Here is a 17,402-nt window from a genome sequence, read left to right on the forward strand (position 1 = left end):
CTCAGGCGCGAGCGCCGTGGCGGCCCGCGCCCGACGCGAAGCGCTGCGCGCCGTCCAGAGCGCCGCCCGCCAGCGCGGTCAGGCCGTGCCGGAACTCGTTGCGCAGCGCGGACTCCTCGGTCATCCCCTCCTGCTCGAGCAACGACATGCGGTCCGAGCGCAGGCAGGTCTGCGGCAGCGCGGCCAGTTCCGCGGCGAGCGCCTCCGCGCTGCGGCGGGCTTCGCCGGTGGGCACCACGCGGTTCACCAAACCCATCTGCAGCGCCTCGTCGGCGCCCACCGCGCGCCCGGTGAGCACCAGGTCCATGGCGCGGCCCGTGCCGACGATCCGCGGCAGCCGTACGGTGCCGCCGTCGATCAGCGGGACGCCCCAGCGGCGGCAGAAGACGCCGAAGGTGCTGTCGCGCTCGGCGACGCGCAGATCACACCACAGCGCGAGTTCCAGCCCGCCTGCCACCGCGTAGCCGGAGACCGCGGCGATCACCGGTTTGGACAGTCGCATCCGGGTCGGCCCCATCGGGCCGTCACCGTCCTCGTCGGCGCGGTTGGATCGCTCGCTACCGAGCGCCTTGAGGTCGGCGCCCGCGCAGAACGTGCCGCCGTCGCCCCACAGCACCGCGACCGCCGCGTCCGGATCGGCGTCGAACTCACGGAAGGCCTCGGCCAGCGCGGCGGCGGTCGGTCCGTCCACCGCGTTGCGCGCCTCCGGCCGGTGCAGGATCACGGTGGTCACGGGGCCGTTGCGTTCGATCAGTACGGTCACGCGCTCGACCATACGCCGTAAAAGCACCCTTGTGTGAAGAAATGAATCCATGCTTCACTTCTTGGGTGGCCTACCGCAGAACCCCCGCTGTGCAGGCCCGCCTGGACGCCCAGGCGGGGCTGATCGTGCAGGCCGCGACCAAGGTGCTGTCCAGCGGCGGATACGCCGCGCTGTCCATGGCGGCGGTCGCGGCCGAGGCGGGCGTGGCCACCGGCACCGTCTACAAGAACTTCGACGGCAAGGCCGCCTTGGTACGCGCGGTGTTCCGGAAAGTGGTCGGCCGCGAGGTCGCCGCGGTGGCCGCGGCGGGTGCGCGCGGAACGGCGATCGAACGGGTGACCGCCGCGGTGGAGACGTTCGCCGGCCGCGCGCTGAAGAACCCGAACCTGGCCTACGTGTTGCTCGCCGAGCCGGTCGACGCCGCCGTGGACAGCGAACGCCTGCACTTCCGGCGCGCGTTCGCCGAGACCTTCGAATCCGCGGTGGCCGAGGGCATCGCGGGCGGCGAACTCCCACCGCAGGACCCGAGGATCAGCGCGGCCGCGTTGGTCGGCGCGATCGGCGAGGTTCTGGTGGGCCCGCTCGCCGACGCGCCACACGGCGAATCCGTCGTCCCCGAACTCATCGCTTTCGCGATCCGCGCGCTCGGCGTGCGCGACGACCCGGGCGCAGGCAGCGCTCGGCTGGAATCAGGAGTGTCAGATGCAGACGCATGAAGTCTTCAATCAGGTGCCCGACATCGTGCCGTTCGACGTCGCGCGCAATCCGGCCTTGCTCGAGGGTCTGCACCGGGAAGGCGCGGGCTGGGCCGAAGCCGAAGTGCGGGAGCTGGGCGCGCTCGCGGGCGGTGCGCAGGCGCAGGAGTGGGGCAGGCTGGCCAACGAATACCCGCCGGTGCTGCGCACCCACGACCGCTACGGCCACCGCATCGATGAGGTCGAGTTCCACCCGCACTGGCACGACCTGATGCGCGTCGCCGTCGAGCACGGCCTGCACGGCGCCGCGTGGTTGGACGACCGCCCCGGCGCGCACGTGGCGCGCGCGGCGAAGTTCTACACCTGGGGCGTCGCCGACGCGGGCCACATGTGCCCGATCTCGATGACCTACGCGGTGGTCCCCGCCCTGCGGCACAACCGCGAACTGTCGGCGAAGTACGAACCGCTGCTCGGCTCCCGCGTCTACGACTTCGGCCTGCGCGAGCCGTCGACCAAGGCCGGACTCATCGCGGGCATGTCGATGACCGAGAAGCAGGGCGGCTCGGACGTCCGCGCCAACACCACCACGGCCACGCCGCAGCCGGACGGCTCCTACCGGATCGTCGGGCACAAATGGTTCACCTCCGCCCCGATGTCGGACATGTTCCTCACCCTGGCGCAGGCGCCCGGCGGACTCTCCTGCTTCCTGCTGCCCCGGGTGCTGCCGGACGGCGCCCGCAATCCCATCCGCATCCAGCGGCTCAAGGACAAGCTGGGCAACAAGTCCAACGCCTCCTCGGAGATCGAGTACGACAACGCCGTCGGCTGGCTGGTCGGCGCGGAGGGCGCGGGCGTCAAGACCATCATCGAGATGGTGAACATGACCAGGCTGGACTGCGTGATCGGCTCGGCCACCGGCATGCGTGCGGGCACGGTGTACGCGGTGCACCACGCCAGGCACCGGAAGGCGTTCGGCGCCGAGCTGATCGACCAGCCCGCCATGCGTAACGTGCTCGCCGATCTGGTGATCGAGTCCGACGCTGCGACCACCGTGATGATGCGGCTGGCCGGGGCCACCGACCGGGCGGGCCGGGATCCGGCCGAGGCGGCGCTGCGGCGCATCGCGCTGGCGGTCACCAAGTACTGGGTGTGCAAGCGGGCGCCCGCACACGCCGCCGAGGCGCTGGAATGCCTGGGCGGCAACGGATACGCCGAGGAATCCGGCATGCCGCGGCTGTACCGGGAGGCGCCGCTGATGTCCATCTGGGAAGGGTCGGGCAACGTCGCCGCGCTGGACGCGTTGCGTGCCATGGGACGTCAGCCGGAGACCGTCGAGGCCTACTTCGACGAGGTGTCGTCGGCCAAGGGTGAGAACCCGCGACTGGACGACGCGATCGCCCGGGTCGGCAAGGAGCTGTCGGACTTCGACGACATCGAGTACCGCGCCCGGCGGGTCGTGGAATTGATGGCGCTCGTGCTCCAAGGCGCGCAACTGGTGCGCCACGGTCACCCCGCCGTCGCCGATGCGTTCTGCGCCACCCGGCTCGGCGACGACTGGGGTATCGCGTTCGGCACGCTGCCCACCGGCGTGGACACCGGCGCGATCGTGGAGCGCGCGTTCGTCTGAGCCGCCTGCCTCACGCGGGCCGGGTCAGCACGCGTTCGACCAGCGCGGTGTTGCAGTACTCGACCACTTCGCGCAGCTTGCCTTCGGATACTCGGAAGACGAAGCAGTAGGTCTGATCGTAGGTCTCGCCGCGCGTGGTCACGCCTTGGCCACGCGCCTGCACGACGACGCGATCACCCTCGGCGATGATCGTCTCCGCGGTGTTGCGGTACTCGGTGAACTGAGCCATGAGTGGACGCAGGAGCTGCTCCAGCACGACGCTTTTCGGTTCCCAGATGCCGGCCCAGGACCAGTCGCCGGGAAAGATCCAGCGGAAGTCGTCGGCCATGGCGTCGCTCAGCGCACGGGCATGGCCGAGCGACATCTGCTCGAAGATGTCCGCGAGCAGCTTCTTGTTCTCGATCGCACTCATGGCGACGACGCTATGGCCGTCCGCTCCGAGCGACAAGCGATGGCTCACATGTTCGACCATTCGGGTCATCCTGTGGACGAGTGTGGATCGCGGGATGTCCACGGCAGCGGCGCGAGAGCGGGAAGCGACAGTATTGTGGCGGCGGTGGCAGGGGAGTTCGTGGAAAGACCGGTGAGCTGGTTGGCCCGGCGAGTGCGGGCTCGGGCCGAGCGCGGCCGGTATCTGCTCGGTATCGCGGGTCCGCCGGGCGCGGGCAAGTCCACGTTGTCGGTCGCGTTGCGCGACGCGATCAATGCCGAGGCCGGCGCGATGGTCGCCGAGATCGCGCCCATGGACGGTTATCACCTGAGCAACGACGAACTGCGAACGACCGAAAGCCTCGCGCGCAAGGGCGAGCCGGACACCTTCGACGTGGACGGCTACGTCGCCGGGCTGCGACGCCTGCGCACCACGCCCGTGGGTGAGCCGGTGCCATGGCCCACTTTCGACCGGACCATCGATGCCCCGGTGCCCGGCGGCGTGGTGTTCGACCGGCAATCCATCGTCCTCACCGAGGGCAACTACCTGCTGCTCGACGACTTCGAGGGGCGGCGGTGGTCGGCGGTCCGCGCACTGCTGGACGCGTGCTGGTACCTGGACGCGGCGCGCGACGTGCTCGAGGACCGCCTCTTGGACCGACACATCGGCGGCGGCCGCACGCCGTCCGCCGCGCGCGCCAAAGTCCGCGACAGCGATTTGCGCAATGCGGAGCTGGTCGCGCCGACGAGGGAGCGCGCCGATCTGATCCTGCGTGAGCATGCGGGGCGCTATCGGGTTCTCGAGGGTTGAGTCGGTAGCGCGTCCGGCACACCTTCGGCCTCTCCAGCCGCGGTCGGAAGCGGATCGGCGCTGCCGACCGTCGCGACACCCGCCGTGCCGAAGACGAGCGCCTTGGATGGAAGACGGACCGCGATCGCCCGGCGCGTGCACCTGCCCGCATGTCCTACCTCGGCAGATGATGAAGGGATGACGGAGCGTCGCCGAAACGGCAGGCGGTCGAGCGCCCTGCGCAACGGGCTCACGGTGGGATGCGTCCTGCTGTTCTACTACTTCTTGCCGCTGGATCTCCGGACCGATTTCGGGCGGCCCAGCCGGATACTCGGGCTGATCGCGTTCGTCGTAGGCGTCGCCGGGCTGGTCTGGCTGGCCCGGTGGCGGGTCCGCCGCTACATCACGAACCCGAGGACGGCCGGCGGGCAGATCAACGACGTGCTGCTCGTGGTGTGCGTCGTGGTGACGTTCTTCGCCCTGTACTACTACGTGCTCGAGCTGCGCATCCCCGGGCAGTTCGATGGCCTGCACACGCGCACCGACGCGCTGTACTACACGATCGTCACCCTCGGGACCGTGGGCTACGGCGACGTGCACGCGGTCGGGCCCGCCGCGAAGGTCGCCACCATGGTTCAGGTCGTGTTCGATCTGGGCATCGTCGGCACGCTGGCCGCCATCTCGACCTCGCACGTCGTCCACCGGCTGGAACAGGCGCGGCGCGGGCAGTCACCCGGACCGGGCACTAGCGATGCGAGCGGTACCAGCGAATGAGCGAGTCTGTCGACGAATCGTCCTGCGGCTGCGGCTCTTCGGTCGAGGTGAGCAGAGGGGCCAAGGCGAGCGCCTGCTGCTTGCCGAGTTCGACACCCCACTGGTCGAAGCTGTCGATGCCCCAGATCGTGCCCTCCACGAAGACTTGGTGCTCGTAGAGCGCGATGAGCTGACCGACCACCGAGGGCGTGAGCCGGGGCGCGAGGATGGTGGTGGACGGGCGGTTGCCCGGCATCACCTTGTGCGGCACGAGTGCGGGATCGGCGCCCTCTGCGGCGATCTCCTCGGCGGTCTTGCCGAACGCGAGCACCTTGGTCTGCGCGAACAGGTTGCTCATCAGGATGTCGTGCATGCTGCCGGTGCCGTCGCTGGTCGCCAGGTCGTCGGTGGGTTGGGCGAACCCGATGAAATCCGCCGGGATCAGCCGGGTGCCCTGGTGCAACAGCTGGTAGAAGGCGTGCTGGCCGTTGGTGCCCGGTTCACCCCAGAAGATCTCACCGGTGGAAGTGGTGACCGGGGTGCCGTCGGCGCGCACCGACTTCCCGTTGGACTCCATGGTCAGCTGCTGCAGATAGGCGGGGAAACGGGCCAGATCGTTCGAATACGGCAGTACCGCACGAGACTCGGCGCCGAAGAAGTTCGAGTACCAGACGCCGAGCATGCCGAGCAGTACCGGGGCGTTCTCCTCCAGCGGCGCCTCGGCGAAGTGCCGGTCCACGGCGTGCATGCCCGCGAGGAATTCCGCGAAGCGCTCCTTGCCGATGGTCGCCATCACCGACAGGCCGATCGCCGAGTCCACCGAGTAGCGGCCGCCGACCCAATCCCAGAAACCGAACATGTTCTCGGTATCGATACCGAACTTCGCGACCCGCTCGGCATTGGTGGACACCGCGACGAAATGCTTGGCCACGGCGTCCTCGCCGAGCGCGGCGACGAGCCAGCGGCGGGCCGCGGTGGCGTTGGTGAGCGTCTCCAGGGTGGAGAAGGTCTTGGAGGCGACGATGAACAGCGTGGTGGCCGGATCGAGCCCGTTCAGCTTCGCGACCAGGTCGGCGGGATCGACGTTCGAGACGAACCTGGCGCCGATGCCCGCGTCCGCGTAGTGACGCAACGCCTGATGCACCATGACCGGCCCCAGGTCCGATCCGCCGATGCCGATGTTGACCACCGTCGTGATGCGCTCGCCGGTCGCCCCGCGCCATGCGCCGGAGCGCAGCGCCTCGGCGAACTCGCCCATCCGTCGCAGCACCTCGCGCACCTCGGCGCCCGCGTCGGCGCCGTCGATGGTCATGCTCGCGCCTTCGGGCAGCCGCAGCGCGACATGGCCGACCGCGCGGTCCTCCGAAGTGTTGATGTGCTCGCCCCCGAACATCGCGTCCCGCCGCTGCGGCACGCCCGCCTCGCGCGCCAATTCCACCAGCAGGTGCAACGTTTCCCGGTTGACGCGGTGCTTGCTGTAGTCGATGTGCAGGTCAGCCACCTGGACGGTCAGCTCGCTGCCCCGGGCCGGGTCGTCGGCGAAGAACTCCCTGAGGTGTCGTCCCGCGACGGTGCCGTGGTGATCGTGCAGTTTCCGCCATGCCGCCGTCGCGGTGATGTCGCTGCTCACGTTCGCCGAGAGTACAAGCAGGCACGGCCGCGCGCACGGATGCGTGCCCGGAGAGCCGAGCGGGCCGACGCCACCGCCGAGGTGAAAACCCGCTGTGCCACACCGCCCTTACCTTGGTCATCCGCACGACCGGCGGTACGGGCGGCGCACGATACCGAGCCCGCGGACCGCCGCGATCCGGCCGCCCGCGTGCGTTCCGGGATGCGCTTGCGCGGCATAGGCTGGCCGCATGGTGTCCGAACGCGAACTTCTCGAATCCGTACCGAAGCAGCTGTGGATCGGAGGGCGGCCCGTCGACGCCACCGGCGCCGGCACCTTCGCGGTGCACAATCCGTCGACCGGGGAGGTGCTGACGCACGTCGCGGACGCGACCCCGGAAGACGCGGTGCGCGCGCTCGACGCGGCCGTCGCGGTGCAGGACGACTGGGCGGCGACCCCGGCCCGCGAGCGAGGGGAGATCCTGCGCTCGGTCTTCGAGCGGATCACCGCCCGCGCGGAGGACTTCGCGCTGCTGATGACCCTGGAAATGGGCAAGGCTCTGCCGGAGAGCCGCAACGAGGTGCGCTACGGCGCCGAGTTCTTCCGGTGGTTCAGCGAGGAGGCCGTCCGGGTGCACGGACGCTACCTGCACGCGCCGTCGGGCGCGGGCCGGATCATGGTGCACAAGCAGCCGGTCGGACCCTGCCTGGCGATCACGCCGTGGAACTTCCCGCTCGCCATGGGCACACGCAAGATCGGTCCCGCGCTGGCCGCGGGCTGCACGATGATCGTCAAGCCCGCCTCGGCGACGCCGCTGACGATGCTGTTGCTGGCCGAGCTGTTCGGCGAGGCGGGGCTGCCCGACGGCGTGCTGTCGGTGCTCACCTCCAGCCGCTCCGGCGCGGTGACCCAGCCGCTGCTCGACGATCCCCGGCTGCGCAAGCTCACCTTCACCGGCTCCACCGAGGTCGGCAAGAAGCTGGTGGAGAAATCCGCGAACCGGCTGCTGCGCACCTCGATGGAACTCGGCGGGAACGCGCCGTTCGTGGTGTTCGACGACGCCGACGTCGATGCCGCTGTGCAGGGCGCGATGCTGGCGAAACTGCGCAACGGCGGCGAGGCGTGCACCGCCGCCAACCGCTTCCACGTGCACAACAGCGTGCTCGAGGAGTTCACGACCAAATTCGTCGAGGCGATCTCGAGCAGCGTGCGGCTCGGACCGGGCGCCGACCCGGACACGACACTCGGCCCGCTGATCAACGAGGAGCAACTTCGGAAGGTCGGGGAACTGGTGGACGACGCCGTTGCGGCGGGCGCGCGGGTGCTGATCGGCGGCAAGGCGCCCGAAGGTCCGGGCTGGTTCTACCCGGCCACCGTGCTGCGTGATGTCCCGCCACAGGCGCGGATTCTGCGCGAGGAGGTCTTCGGCCCGGTCGCGCCGATCGTGGGCTTCCAGACCGAGGAGCAAGGGCTGGCCGCCGCCAACGACACCGAATTCGGTCTGGTCAGCTACGTCTACACCCGCGACCTCGACCGCGCCCTGCGGATCGCCGAAGGCTTGGAATCCGGCATGGTGGGCGTCAACCGCGGCGTGATCTCCGATCCCGCCGCCCCGTTCGGTGGCGTCAAGGAGTCCGGTTTCGGCCGGGAAGGCGGCACCGAGGGCATCGAGGAGTACCTGTCCACCAAGTACATCGCCCTCACCTGAATGCGGACATGAAACGACCGCCCCGGGGTGCATTACACCCGGGGCGGCCTATGGGAAGCGGCTCGCGAGCGCGCCGCAGGTTGTCAGCTCAGTGGCCGAGACGACCGCGGCCGAGGCGAAGCAGCAGCATGGCGAGGGTGTGGCCTTCCTGGCCGAGTTCGCTGAAGCGTTCCAGCACCTTCATCTCGCGGCTGTGCACCAGGCGCGGCCCGCCGGACGCCATACGCGTCCGGCCGATGATCCGGGAAATCTCCGTCCGGCGCTTGATCGCGGCCAGGATCTCGGCGTCGAGGTGATCGATCTCCTTGCGGAGCTTGTCGATCTCGGCCTCGGTCTGCGGCAGCGCCGATTCGGACCCGGTCGTCGTGGCAGGGGTGCTCATCATTCATCTCCTCGTGTCAGAACATCGATCGGCGCGTGCTCGAGGCTCGTTACCGATCAGTTCTTTCACCGTGAAACAGACCTGGTGGGGCCTTGTATTGTCCCCCCAGATGGTGCGCTCAGGTACAGGCTCCGCGGTCCCGATGTCCGGCAGGCAGCCGAATCGGATGTCTTGCGAGAGCGCTGAGCATGTGGCCAGTCTGCCACGGGCTGGAAGGTATGCAAAACGTATACGTTTGGCAATCGCGCGAGAAGCGCAGGTCGTTTCGCCCGGGCTTCCCACCAGCGGGAGTTCACGCGCCGTTCAGCCCGCCGGCGCCGAACCGATACCGATGCCGCCCGGGACTTCATCTCTGTCGGTGGCCGCCGGTAGCGTGGATGGACGATGGACATCACGGTGGCTCCCAAGACGCAGGCCGACCGGGTCGTGCACCCGGATCCGACATCGAAACCGCAGTTCGCCGGCGGTGACGCGACGGAGGGGTCGCGGCCTGCCGCCGTGCCCGAGGCGCCGCCGACGGAGGCCGAGCGCGAGCGGCGGCGCGTCGAGCGGGAGCAGCGGCGCGCCGAGGAGGCCGAACGGCTGCTCGACGGCCTCAATCCGCAGCAGCGCGCGGCGGTCGTGCACACCGGCTCCCCGCTGCTCATCGTGGCCGGAGCGGGCTCGGGCAAGACGGCCGTGCTCACCCGCCGTATCGCCTACCTGCTGGCCGCGCGCGGCGTCACGCCGGGCCAGGTGCTGGCCATCACGTTCACCAACAAAGCCGCCGCGGAGATGCGGGAGCGGGTGACGGGGCTGGTCGGCCCGCGCGCGAACGCCATGTGGGTGTCGACATTCCACTCCAGTTGCGTCCGCATCCTGCGTACCCAGGCGGCGCTGCTGCCCGGGCTGAACTCGAACTTCTCGATCTACGACGCGGACGATTCGCGGCGCCTGCTCACCATGATCGGCCGCGACATGGACATCGACCCCAAGAAGTACTCCGCGCGCCTGCTCGCGACCGCCATCTCGAATCTGAAGAACGAACTCATCGACCCGGCCCGCGCCACCGCGGACGCGGAATCCGACGACACGGAGCTGCCCGGCCTGGTGGCCAGGGTCTACACCGAATACCAGCGCAGGTTGCGCTCGGCGAACGCGCTGGACTTCGACGACCTGATCGGCGAGACGGTTGCGCTGCTGCAGAACCACCCTCAGGTCGCCGAGTACTACCGCCGCCGGTTCCGGCACGTGCTGGTGGACGAGTACCAGGACACCAACCACGCGCAATACGTCCTGGTTCGCGAATTGGTCGGCCACCACGTGGCAGACGCCGGCGAGGACCGGGTTCCGCCGAGTGAACTGTGCGTGGTCGGTGACGCCGATCAGTCCATCTACGCCTTCCGCGGCGCGACGATCCGCAATATCGAGGAGTTCGAGCGCGACTTCCCCGACGCCGAGACCATCCTGCTGGAGCAGAACTATCGCTCCACCCAGCACATCCTCTCCGCCGCGAACGCGGTGATCTCCCGCAACGAGAACCGGCGCGACAAGAAGCTGTGGACCGATTCCGGCGAGGGCGACCTGATCACCGGCTACGTCGCCGACAACGAGCACGACGAGGCGTCGTTCGTGGCACGCGAGATCGACCGGCTGGTCGACCAGGGCGAGGCCAACTACGGCGACGTCGCGGTGTTCTACCGCACGAACAACAACTCCCGAGCGCTGGAAGAGATCTTCATCCGGATGGGCCTGCCCTACAAGGTGGTCGGCGGCGTCCGCTTCTACGAGCGCAAAGAGGTGCGCGACATCGTCGCCTACCTGCGGGTGCTGGAGAACCCGGACGACGCGGTGAGCATGCGCCGCATCCTGAACACGCCGCGCCGCGGCATCGGCGACCGCGCCGAAGCGTGCGTGGCGGTGCACGCCGAACAGCGCGGGGTCGGTTTCGCCGCCGCGTTGCGCGACGCCGCCGAAGGCAAGGTGGCGCTGCTGAACACGCGCGCGCAGCGAGCCATCGCGGGCTTCCTCGATCTGCTCGACGACATCCGGGCCGCGGGCGAGCGCGCCGACTCGGACTTCCCCGATGTGGGCAACGTCGTCGAAGCGGTGCTCGAGCGCACCGGCTATCGCGCCGAGCTGGAGGCCTCCGACGATCCGCAGGACGGCGCGCGGCTGGACAACCTCAACGAATTGGTCAGCGTCGCGCGCGAGTTCAGCTCCGAGGCGCACAACAACGCGGAGGCGGCCCGGCAGGAGGGGCTACTGCCCGAGGTGGGCGAAGGCGAGCCGGATCCCGGTTCGCTCGCGGCGTTCCTGGAGCGGGTCTCGCTTGTGGCCGACACCGACCAGATCCCGGACGAAGGCTCCGGAGTGGTCACGATGATGACGCTGCACACCGCCAAGGGGCTGGAGTTCCCGGTGGTGTTCGTGACCGGGTGGGAGGACGGGCAGTTCCCGCACATGCGGGCGCTCGGCGATCCGACCGAGCTGGCCGAGGAACGCCGCCTGGCCTACGTCGGCATCACCAGGGCCCGGCAGCGGCTGTACCTGACGCGTGCCGTGGTGCGTTCGGGCTGGGGGCAGCCGGTCTCGAACCCGGAATCGCGATTCCTGCAGGAGATCCCCGGTCATCTCATCGACTGGCGGCGGCTCGAGCCGGCCGGATCACCCGGGACGAGGGGCATCCGGCGGCGTGGCGGGGACGACGACGGGTTGGAGCGGGACTGGACGCGCGGCGACGGCTGGTCGGAGCCGCGCCCCGGCTTGCGTGATCGCGGACCGCGCAGGCCCGCTCCGGGCGGGGCGACGCGCAACAACACGAACTTGGTGCTCGCCGTGGGCGATCGGGTCAGCGACGACAAGTACGGTCTCGGCCGGGTGATCGCCGCCGAGGGCTTCGGGCCGCTGGCCACGGTGACCATCGATTTCGGCACCGCGGGCAAGATCCGGTTGATCCCGCAGTACAGCCGGACGTTGGTCAAGCTCTGAGCGGCGCGGGCCTTTCGGCCCTGCCCGCCCTCGCGTCGCACCGGTAGGGTCCGCGGCGTGGATACGATCGCCCAGCACATCCTCTGGTTTCTGCCCATGCTCTGGCTCGGCATGGTGCTGGCCATCTCGTTCCTCGAGGCGCCTCTGAAGTTCCGCGCCCCCGGGGTGACGCTGCCGCTCGGTCTCGGCATCGGCCGCTTGGTGTTCCGGGCACTGAACGTCGCCGAGGTCGCGCTCGCCGCGCTGCTGGTGGTCGCCGCACTGATCATCGGGCCCGGCCGGGCGACGTGGTGGTGGCTGGGCGCGGCCGTGATCTTGCTGGCGGTCCAGATCCTGGCGGTGCGCCCGCCGCTGTCCCGCCGCGCCGATCGGGTGCTGGCGGGGGAGGAGCTACCGCGCTCGCACGCTCATTTCTGGTACATCGGCCTGGAGGTCGTCAAGGTCGTCGCGCTGTTGGGTCTCGCGATCGCGGCGACGCCGTAGGCTCGGTCGTCTCACCGATCCGTTCCCGGTCTCGACGGTCCGGTCATCTCGACAGCGCTTCCCTTGCCGGGGCGAGTGCCTGGGCTGCCGCCGCGACCGGTTCGCCGCACCGGAAGAAGGAGGTGCCGCCTGCGTGTCTGCCGGCTCGCTATTCCGGTGTCGCTGCGGGCTATCCATCTGCAAATCGGGTTTTATTGAGGTGCGTACAGCTCGGGCTCGAACAGCGCTTCGGCACCGGCGCGGGTATAAAGCTTCCGTTGCAGCGCACGCAGGATCGCGATTCCTTCGGCGTCGCGTACCGCGTTCACGATTTGGAACTCGACGCCCGCGCCGAACAGGTCGCTGCCGAAGGCCAGTTCGCTGAAGAACAGCACCCTGGCGGTCTCGACCTCGGTCAGCATTGCTCCGTCGCGGACCGCGCGACGGAGCCTGGCGGTCTCCTCCTTGAAGCTTTCACGGTCGGGAAATCGCAATGCGCGCACTGGGACCGGCGCGCTCGTCGACACCCCGACCCAGCTGGCAAGCGCTCCGTCCACGAACTCGCGTTCTGCAAGCGTCAGTTTCGACATATCGAATTGCAACGGTATCTCTCCTGAAGTCGTTGTCGCTGCCTAGCGATTACCGCCGGGTTTTCCGGGAGGTGTCCCCCCGGTGCCAGGGGCCCTGCCAGGGTCGAGTGATGGATCCGTGGTCTGGTTGGTGACGCGGATGAACTCACCTAATGGATCATCCGGCCGGTAGACGGTGCCATGATCAGTAGTGCGGGGGTCGACGATGACGATGAACCCATCGAAACTCATCATGACAGGATTGCCATCTTTATCCTTGCCCAGACGCTCCATCTGGGGACCTTGGATGATGTGATAAACCTTTTCCGCGAGCTCGTCCTGCGTCATTCCTTTGAAGTGCTCGCGGTGCTTGCTCCAGGCGTGACCGTAAGCGATTTCCTGAGCCATCCTCATGGCGGGATCGTTGCTCCACCCGCCCGGCGGCTGCGGCAGGCCGTCATTGGCAGCCTGGAACAGGATCTCTGTCGACTCGAATAGTTGAAGTTTCTCGTTGGCCTCGGCGATCTTCGCGCCCCACTGCGCATCGGCCGTCGTCAGAGTCGACACCAAGCCGTTCAGCCGTGAGAGCTGCGTCCCCGCTTCCGAACTCCAGTCATCGACGCCGGTGATGCTCCAATCGTCGGCGACAGTGACCGGTGAGATGACGTAGTGCTGGAAGATGGTCTTGATCTCCGCCAGCGGGTATTCCATATCGCGGGCAGCGCCCGCGCATGCCGTACCGAGGTCGTAGAACGCGGTGGCGATGGTGCGCATCTGGGCTTGCTCGCGGTCGGTCTTGTCCTCGGCCATGCCGCGGGCTTGCCCCTGCCACGCGAGGTCGTGGATCACGGTACGCATCGAGTTCGATGTCTTCAGGACCACGTCCGCGATGTGGTTGGACCTGTCTGCGATGCCGACCAGCGCCGAGACGTCCCAGCTCAACACCTCCTCCGGTGTGGGTGTCACTCTAGTTTCCATCGTCGACACCGGTCGGGATCAGATCGGTCACCGCCGCCAGTTGGGCGGCGGCCGCCAAATCGTCGTCGCGGTAGGTATTGGCCGCATGCTCGAGCAGCTCTGAGAACCGCGTGAATCGAGCCTGCAACGCTTCTCGTGCTCGGTCCGCCAACGTGGTTGTCTGCCCAAGACTGTGCCCGACCGCAGATCCGTTCAACTTCCCGTCGACCTGATCGGCGCCCAAGGGCGCAGCTACATCTATCTCTGTCGGCAAGGCTGCCAATGCTTGCGCCGCCGTCCGCAGGCTCTCCGGGTTGACATCGAACACAAGACCCCCCACTCCAACTCGACTCTCGTCCGGCTCGACCCAGCCTAGTTCACGGTCGGCTCACTTGCTGCGAACCTCTCACCCGACGCCCCTCTTTCTCGACTAGAGCGAATCCCTTGCGAGCCTGCAACTTCCGCTTCAATCGCCAAGTGTTCGAACACCGAAGATCGTTCACGCAGGCATGGGCCGAGTATCGGTCGGGCCATGTCTTGGCGCGGATGCTGAGTCAGGTGGCTGAATCCCACCGCCGCTCGGCACCGGACCGGTCGGAGCGGGGTCGTAGCTGAGACACGTTCAGCGCGGCTACCGTGAGGTGTCCGGCTTCATGCGTCCGGCGTCGATGAGGGTCTGCCGGGCCGCTGCCTTACGCGGGCATTGATCGGCGCGGCATGCCCTGTGCTGCTGCATGATCCGGTGCGCTTCGGAAACGCTCAACGGATGGTCGGGAGCTTCGTGCGGCCAGCCGGTAGGCCACAGGGCGGGGTCGGGCCGCTCGGCGCGGGTGCGTTCACGTTCGCGTGCGGCGCGCCACTCGGCGGCTACGCGGTCGATGATCGCTTGCGCTGACATGTCGTCCTGTTCGGCGTCGCGCCACCAATCGAACCCCATCGCATTTCACCCCTGCTTCGTCGCTTGTCATTCGGGCGCACCCCACCCGGCGGGGTGAGGTCACCGCGAGCCGCTCACGGCTGGCGGCGCGTCCGTTCCGGACGGGACAGACGCGCCCGCCGGGTGGGTGCCGAGACAAGCGTTGCGCGGGAAACTCACTTCCGGACTGGGGAAACGGCTACAACCCGTCTACGAATCCGCCTACGATCCACGCATGGGGACGGATGGGGGATTGCCGCCTGATATCGGGGAGCGTTTGCGGGCCGCCAGGCAGGCGGCGGGGTTTTCGCTGGCGGAGTTGGCGGCGCGGATTCCGTTCTCGCGCAGTTATCTGGGTCATGTGGAGACTGGGACACGTGTCGCGTCTGCCGATGTGGTCGCGGCCTATATGCGCGCATGCGGTGAGATGACGTGTGATCCTGTCACACTGATCGGTGTGTTGGGCAGAGCGGATGTCGACCGGCGGTCGTTCCTGCGGACGTCCGTCTACAGCGCGGCGCTTTCTGCGACCGCGCTGGCGACACCGTCGGATGTGGCCCGGTTGGTCCGAGTCCACGACACCGCGCGCGTCGGCATGTCGGAAGTCCGTGCTGTACAGGCAATTACCGATGCGTTCCTGCGTCTGGACGAGGTCAAGGGCGGTGGTATCGGCCGGACTGCTGTCGCGGAGTTTCTGAGTACGGATGTCGCGTCGTTGCTGCGGTCGCGATTCACCGATTCGAAGGTCCGTTCCGCTGCGTTCAGCGCTGCCGCCGAGTTGGCCTATCTGGCAGGTTTCAAAGCGCACGATGCCGGGGCGGACGGTATCGCGCAGCGGTATTACCTGTCGGCGTTGCGGCTCGCGGAAGAAGGCCAGGTGCCTGGCCAGGACGCCTGGGTCCTGCGCATATTGGCGATGCAGGGAGCAGACATCGGCCAGACGAAATTCAGCCCTGCCCTCGCTGAAGCGGCCGTAGCTCGAGGCCGAGGCCGACTCGGACCGGACGCAACAGCGTTGCTCACTGTCGTCGTGGCGCGCTGTCATGCCGAAACCGGCGACCACTCCCGGGCACTCGCGGCCTTGCGGACCGCCGAACCATACATAACTCCCGATCTGAACACCGAGCAACCCCGCTGGGTATCGATGTGGTGCCCCAACAAGGGCACGGTTGTAGACCAGGCGGCGAAGACCTTCCTTGCTCTGGGTGACTTCGCCAACACCGAACGCTATTACGAACTGGGCACGAGCATCTGGAATCCACAAACCCATGCCCGCGTGTGGGCGCTCAGCGCCGCCGAAACGGGCCTGTTGCGCTGGAAACTCGGCAAACACACCGACGCCCTCAACACGTGGCGGACCGCCTTACCTGTCCTGCACTCCGTCGACTCCGCACGCGCCACCACTGCCTTGGGCAAGATTCGCCGCACGGCCTCCGAACTCTTCAAGGACACTGCACCCAACGGCCTCCCCGCCCTGTGAGGTGGTGTCGTCTGAGCGGGCCGGTAGCTCTTGCCCGTCCAAGCGCTTGCCAGCGCAACCGGAAATCTACGACTCGGACCAGGGAAACGGCTACATGCGTTTGAGGACCCGCCTACGGTCCACACATGGGGACGGATGGGGGATTGCCGCCTGATATCGGTGAACGTCTGCGGGCCGCCAGGCAGGCGGCGGGGTTTTCGCTGGCGGAGTTGGCGGCGCGGATTCCGTTCTCGCAGTTATCTGGGCCATGTGGAGACGGTTACACGTGTCGCTTCGGCCGATGTGGTCGCGGCCTACATGCGCGCGTGCGGTGAAATGACGTGTGATCCTGTCACACTGGTCGGTGTGTTGGGCAGAGCGGATGTCGACCGGCGGTCGTTTCTGCGGACTTCCGTTTACAGTGCGGCGCTTTCGGCCGCGCTGGCATCGCAGTCGGACATAGCCCGGTTGGCCGCGGTCGATGACGCGGCGCGCGTCGGCATGCCGGAAGTCCGCGCTGTACAGGGAATTACGGATGCTTTTCTGCGTCTGGACGAGGTCAAGGGCGGTGGTATCGGCCGTACCGCTGTCGCGGAGTTCCTGAGTACGGATGTCGCGTCGTTGCTGCGGTCGCGGTTCGCTGATTCGAAGGTTCGTTCCACCGCGTTCAGCGCTGCCGCCGAGTTGGCCTATCTGGCGGGTTTCAAAGCGCACGATGCGGGGGTGGACGGTATCGCGCAGCGGTATTACCTGTCGGCATTGCGGCTCGCGGAAGAATCCGGAGTTCCGGGACAGGATGGTTTCTATTTTCGCATTCTCGGGTTGCACGCCACCGATGTTCGGCAGCCGCAGCACGCCGCCGAGCTCGCCGAACGCGGAGTGGCGGCGGCGCCGCGACACGGTATGTCCGGACACCATGTCGTTGTTCCTGGTCGGTCTGGCGCGCTGCTATGCCGAAACGGGGCAGCATCGAGCGGCGCGGAGCACCCTCCGGAAGGCGGAACCATGGATAGACACGGAAGTCACCACAGAGCTACCTCGCTGGGCGGCGCTCTGGTGCCCGAACAAAGCGAGCGTAGCCAGGCAGACATCGAAAGCGTTCGCCGCCCTGGGTGACCACGCTGAGGCCGAGCGGTACCTGTACCTACCTGTCGCATTCGATGTGGAACCCCGAGAATCACACCAGGATTCATGCGCTTTCCGCTGCGGAAACAGGGCTGATCCGATGGCGTCTCGGACGGCACGAGGACGCGGCGAACCTGTGGCGGTACGCGCTGCACATTCTGTCCGATGTGTCCTCTGAACGCGCATCA

Annotated in this window: 17 protein-coding genes; 9 read left to right on the forward strand and 8 right to left on the reverse strand. The window is 68.0% G+C overall.

Going from position 1 to position 17,402, the window contains the following annotated elements; translation table 11 throughout:
* Position 1 precedes the first annotated feature (1 nt).
* Positions 2-763: a crotonase/enoyl-CoA hydratase family protein gene (locus tag M8859_RS18090; RefSeq protein ID WP_249644582.1), complete on the reverse strand. Its 762-nt coding sequence runs from the start codon at positions 761-763 to the stop codon at positions 2-4.
* A gap of 65 nt (positions 764-828) precedes the next feature.
* On the opposite strand from M8859_RS18090, the gene M8859_RS18095 reads away from it, so the two are divergent.
* A complete protein-coding gene (locus M8859_RS18095) occupies positions 829-1,479 on the forward strand; it encodes a TetR/AcrR family transcriptional regulator (protein ID WP_249644583.1) in 651 nt (216 codons plus the stop codon).
* Entirely contained in the window at positions 1,466-3,085 is a 1,620-nt protein-coding gene (locus tag M8859_RS18100) for an acyl-CoA dehydrogenase family protein (RefSeq protein WP_195139784.1), read from the forward strand. The genes M8859_RS18095 and M8859_RS18100 overlap by 14 nt, the downstream gene beginning before the upstream one ends.
* Before the next feature lie 10 nt (positions 3,086-3,095).
* Here M8859_RS18100 and M8859_RS18105 read toward each other — a convergent pair whose 3' ends face one another.
* Positions 3,096-3,497, reverse strand: a complete 402-nt coding sequence (locus M8859_RS18105; RefSeq protein ID WP_159930161.1) for a nuclear transport factor 2 family protein — start codon at positions 3,495-3,497, stop codon at positions 3,096-3,098.
* 144 nt (positions 3,498-3,641) lie between these two features.
* Between M8859_RS18105 and M8859_RS18110 the strand changes: the two genes are divergently transcribed.
* Together M8859_RS18110 and M8859_RS18115 are read left to right on the forward strand one after the other, a co-directional pair.
* Positions 3,642-4,325, forward strand: coding sequence for a nucleoside/nucleotide kinase family protein (locus tag M8859_RS18110; protein WP_223520610.1), 684 nt, complete (start codon positions 3,642-3,644; stop codon positions 4,323-4,325).
* A gap of 177 nt (positions 4,326-4,502) precedes the next feature.
* Complete coding sequence (locus M8859_RS18115; RefSeq protein WP_249644584.1) at positions 4,503-5,078, forward strand: potassium channel family protein; 576 nt, start codon at positions 4,503-4,505, stop codon at positions 5,076-5,078.
* On the opposite strand, the gene pgi is transcribed toward M8859_RS18115, so the two are convergent.
* The gene (gene pgi, locus M8859_RS18120) at positions 5,050-6,687 is read right to left on the reverse strand and encodes a glucose-6-phosphate isomerase (RefSeq protein WP_159930164.1); all 1,638 of its coding nucleotides are present in this window, start codon (positions 6,685-6,687) and stop codon (positions 5,050-5,052) included. The genes M8859_RS18115 and pgi overlap by 29 nt on opposite strands.
* Positions 6,688-6,916: 229 nt before the next feature.
* Here pgi and M8859_RS18125 point away from each other — a divergent pair, with 229 nt between their 5' ends.
* The gene (locus M8859_RS18125; protein WP_249644585.1) at positions 6,917-8,374 is read left to right on the forward strand and encodes an NAD-dependent succinate-semialdehyde dehydrogenase; all 1,458 of its coding nucleotides are present in this window, start codon (positions 6,917-6,919) and stop codon (positions 8,372-8,374) included.
* A gap of 88 nt (positions 8,375-8,462) precedes the next feature.
* On the opposite strand, the gene M8859_RS18130 is transcribed toward M8859_RS18125, so the two are convergent.
* Positions 8,463-8,756, reverse strand: coding sequence for a chorismate mutase (locus tag M8859_RS18130; RefSeq protein WP_159930173.1), 294 nt, complete (start codon positions 8,754-8,756; stop codon positions 8,463-8,465).
* 384 nt (positions 8,757-9,140) lie between these two features.
* Between M8859_RS18130 and pcrA the strand changes: the two genes are divergently transcribed.
* Together pcrA and M8859_RS18140 are read left to right on the forward strand one after the other, a co-directional pair.
* On the forward strand, positions 9,141-11,726 hold the full coding sequence (gene pcrA, locus M8859_RS18135) for a DNA helicase PcrA (RefSeq protein ID WP_249644586.1): 2,586 nt from the start codon (positions 9,141-9,143) through the stop codon (positions 11,724-11,726).
* Between the two features lie 57 nt (positions 11,727-11,783).
* A complete protein-coding gene (locus M8859_RS18140) occupies positions 11,784-12,209 on the forward strand; it encodes a hypothetical protein (protein ID WP_159930167.1) in 426 nt (141 codons plus the stop codon).
* A gap of 191 nt (positions 12,210-12,400) precedes the next feature.
* On the opposite strand, the gene M8859_RS18145 is transcribed toward M8859_RS18140, so the two are convergent.
* The 4 genes from M8859_RS18145 to M8859_RS18160 all read right to left on the reverse strand — a co-directional run bounded on the left by M8859_RS18145 (position 12,401) and on the right by M8859_RS18160 (position 14,651).
* The gene (locus M8859_RS18145; protein ID WP_159930168.1) at positions 12,401-12,778 is read right to left on the reverse strand and encodes a hypothetical protein; all 378 of its coding nucleotides are present in this window, start codon (positions 12,776-12,778) and stop codon (positions 12,401-12,403) included.
* A 42-nt stretch (positions 12,779-12,820) separates the two neighbouring features.
* On the reverse strand, positions 12,821-13,723 hold the full coding sequence (locus M8859_RS18150; RefSeq protein WP_249644587.1) for a hypothetical protein: 903 nt from the start codon (positions 13,721-13,723) through the stop codon (positions 12,821-12,823).
* Between the two features lies 1 nt (position 13,724).
* On the reverse strand, positions 13,725-14,042 hold the full coding sequence (locus tag M8859_RS18155; RefSeq protein WP_195070926.1) for a hypothetical protein: 318 nt from the start codon (positions 14,040-14,042) through the stop codon (positions 13,725-13,727).
* Between the two features lie 303 nt (positions 14,043-14,345).
* Complete coding sequence (locus M8859_RS18160) at positions 14,346-14,651, reverse strand: hypothetical protein (RefSeq protein WP_159930727.1); 306 nt, start codon at positions 14,649-14,651, stop codon at positions 14,346-14,348.
* Between the two features lie 214 nt (positions 14,652-14,865).
* Between M8859_RS18160 and M8859_RS18165 the strand changes: the two genes are divergently transcribed.
* Both M8859_RS18165 and M8859_RS18170 read left to right on the forward strand, forming a co-directional pair.
* Positions 14,866-16,110, forward strand: coding sequence for a helix-turn-helix domain-containing protein (locus tag M8859_RS18165; RefSeq protein ID WP_249644588.1), 1,245 nt, complete (start codon positions 14,866-14,868; stop codon positions 16,108-16,110).
* A gap of 282 nt (positions 16,111-16,392) precedes the next feature.
* Positions 16,393-17,205 carry an NsdA family TPR-like regulatory protein gene (locus M8859_RS18170; RefSeq protein WP_249644589.1) on the forward strand — a complete coding sequence of 271 codons (813 nt, stop codon included), beginning with the start codon at positions 16,393-16,395 and terminating at the stop codon, positions 17,203-17,205.
* Positions 17,206-17,402 lie beyond the last annotated feature (197 nt).

It is taken from the genome of Nocardia sputi, from assembly GCF_023501985.1.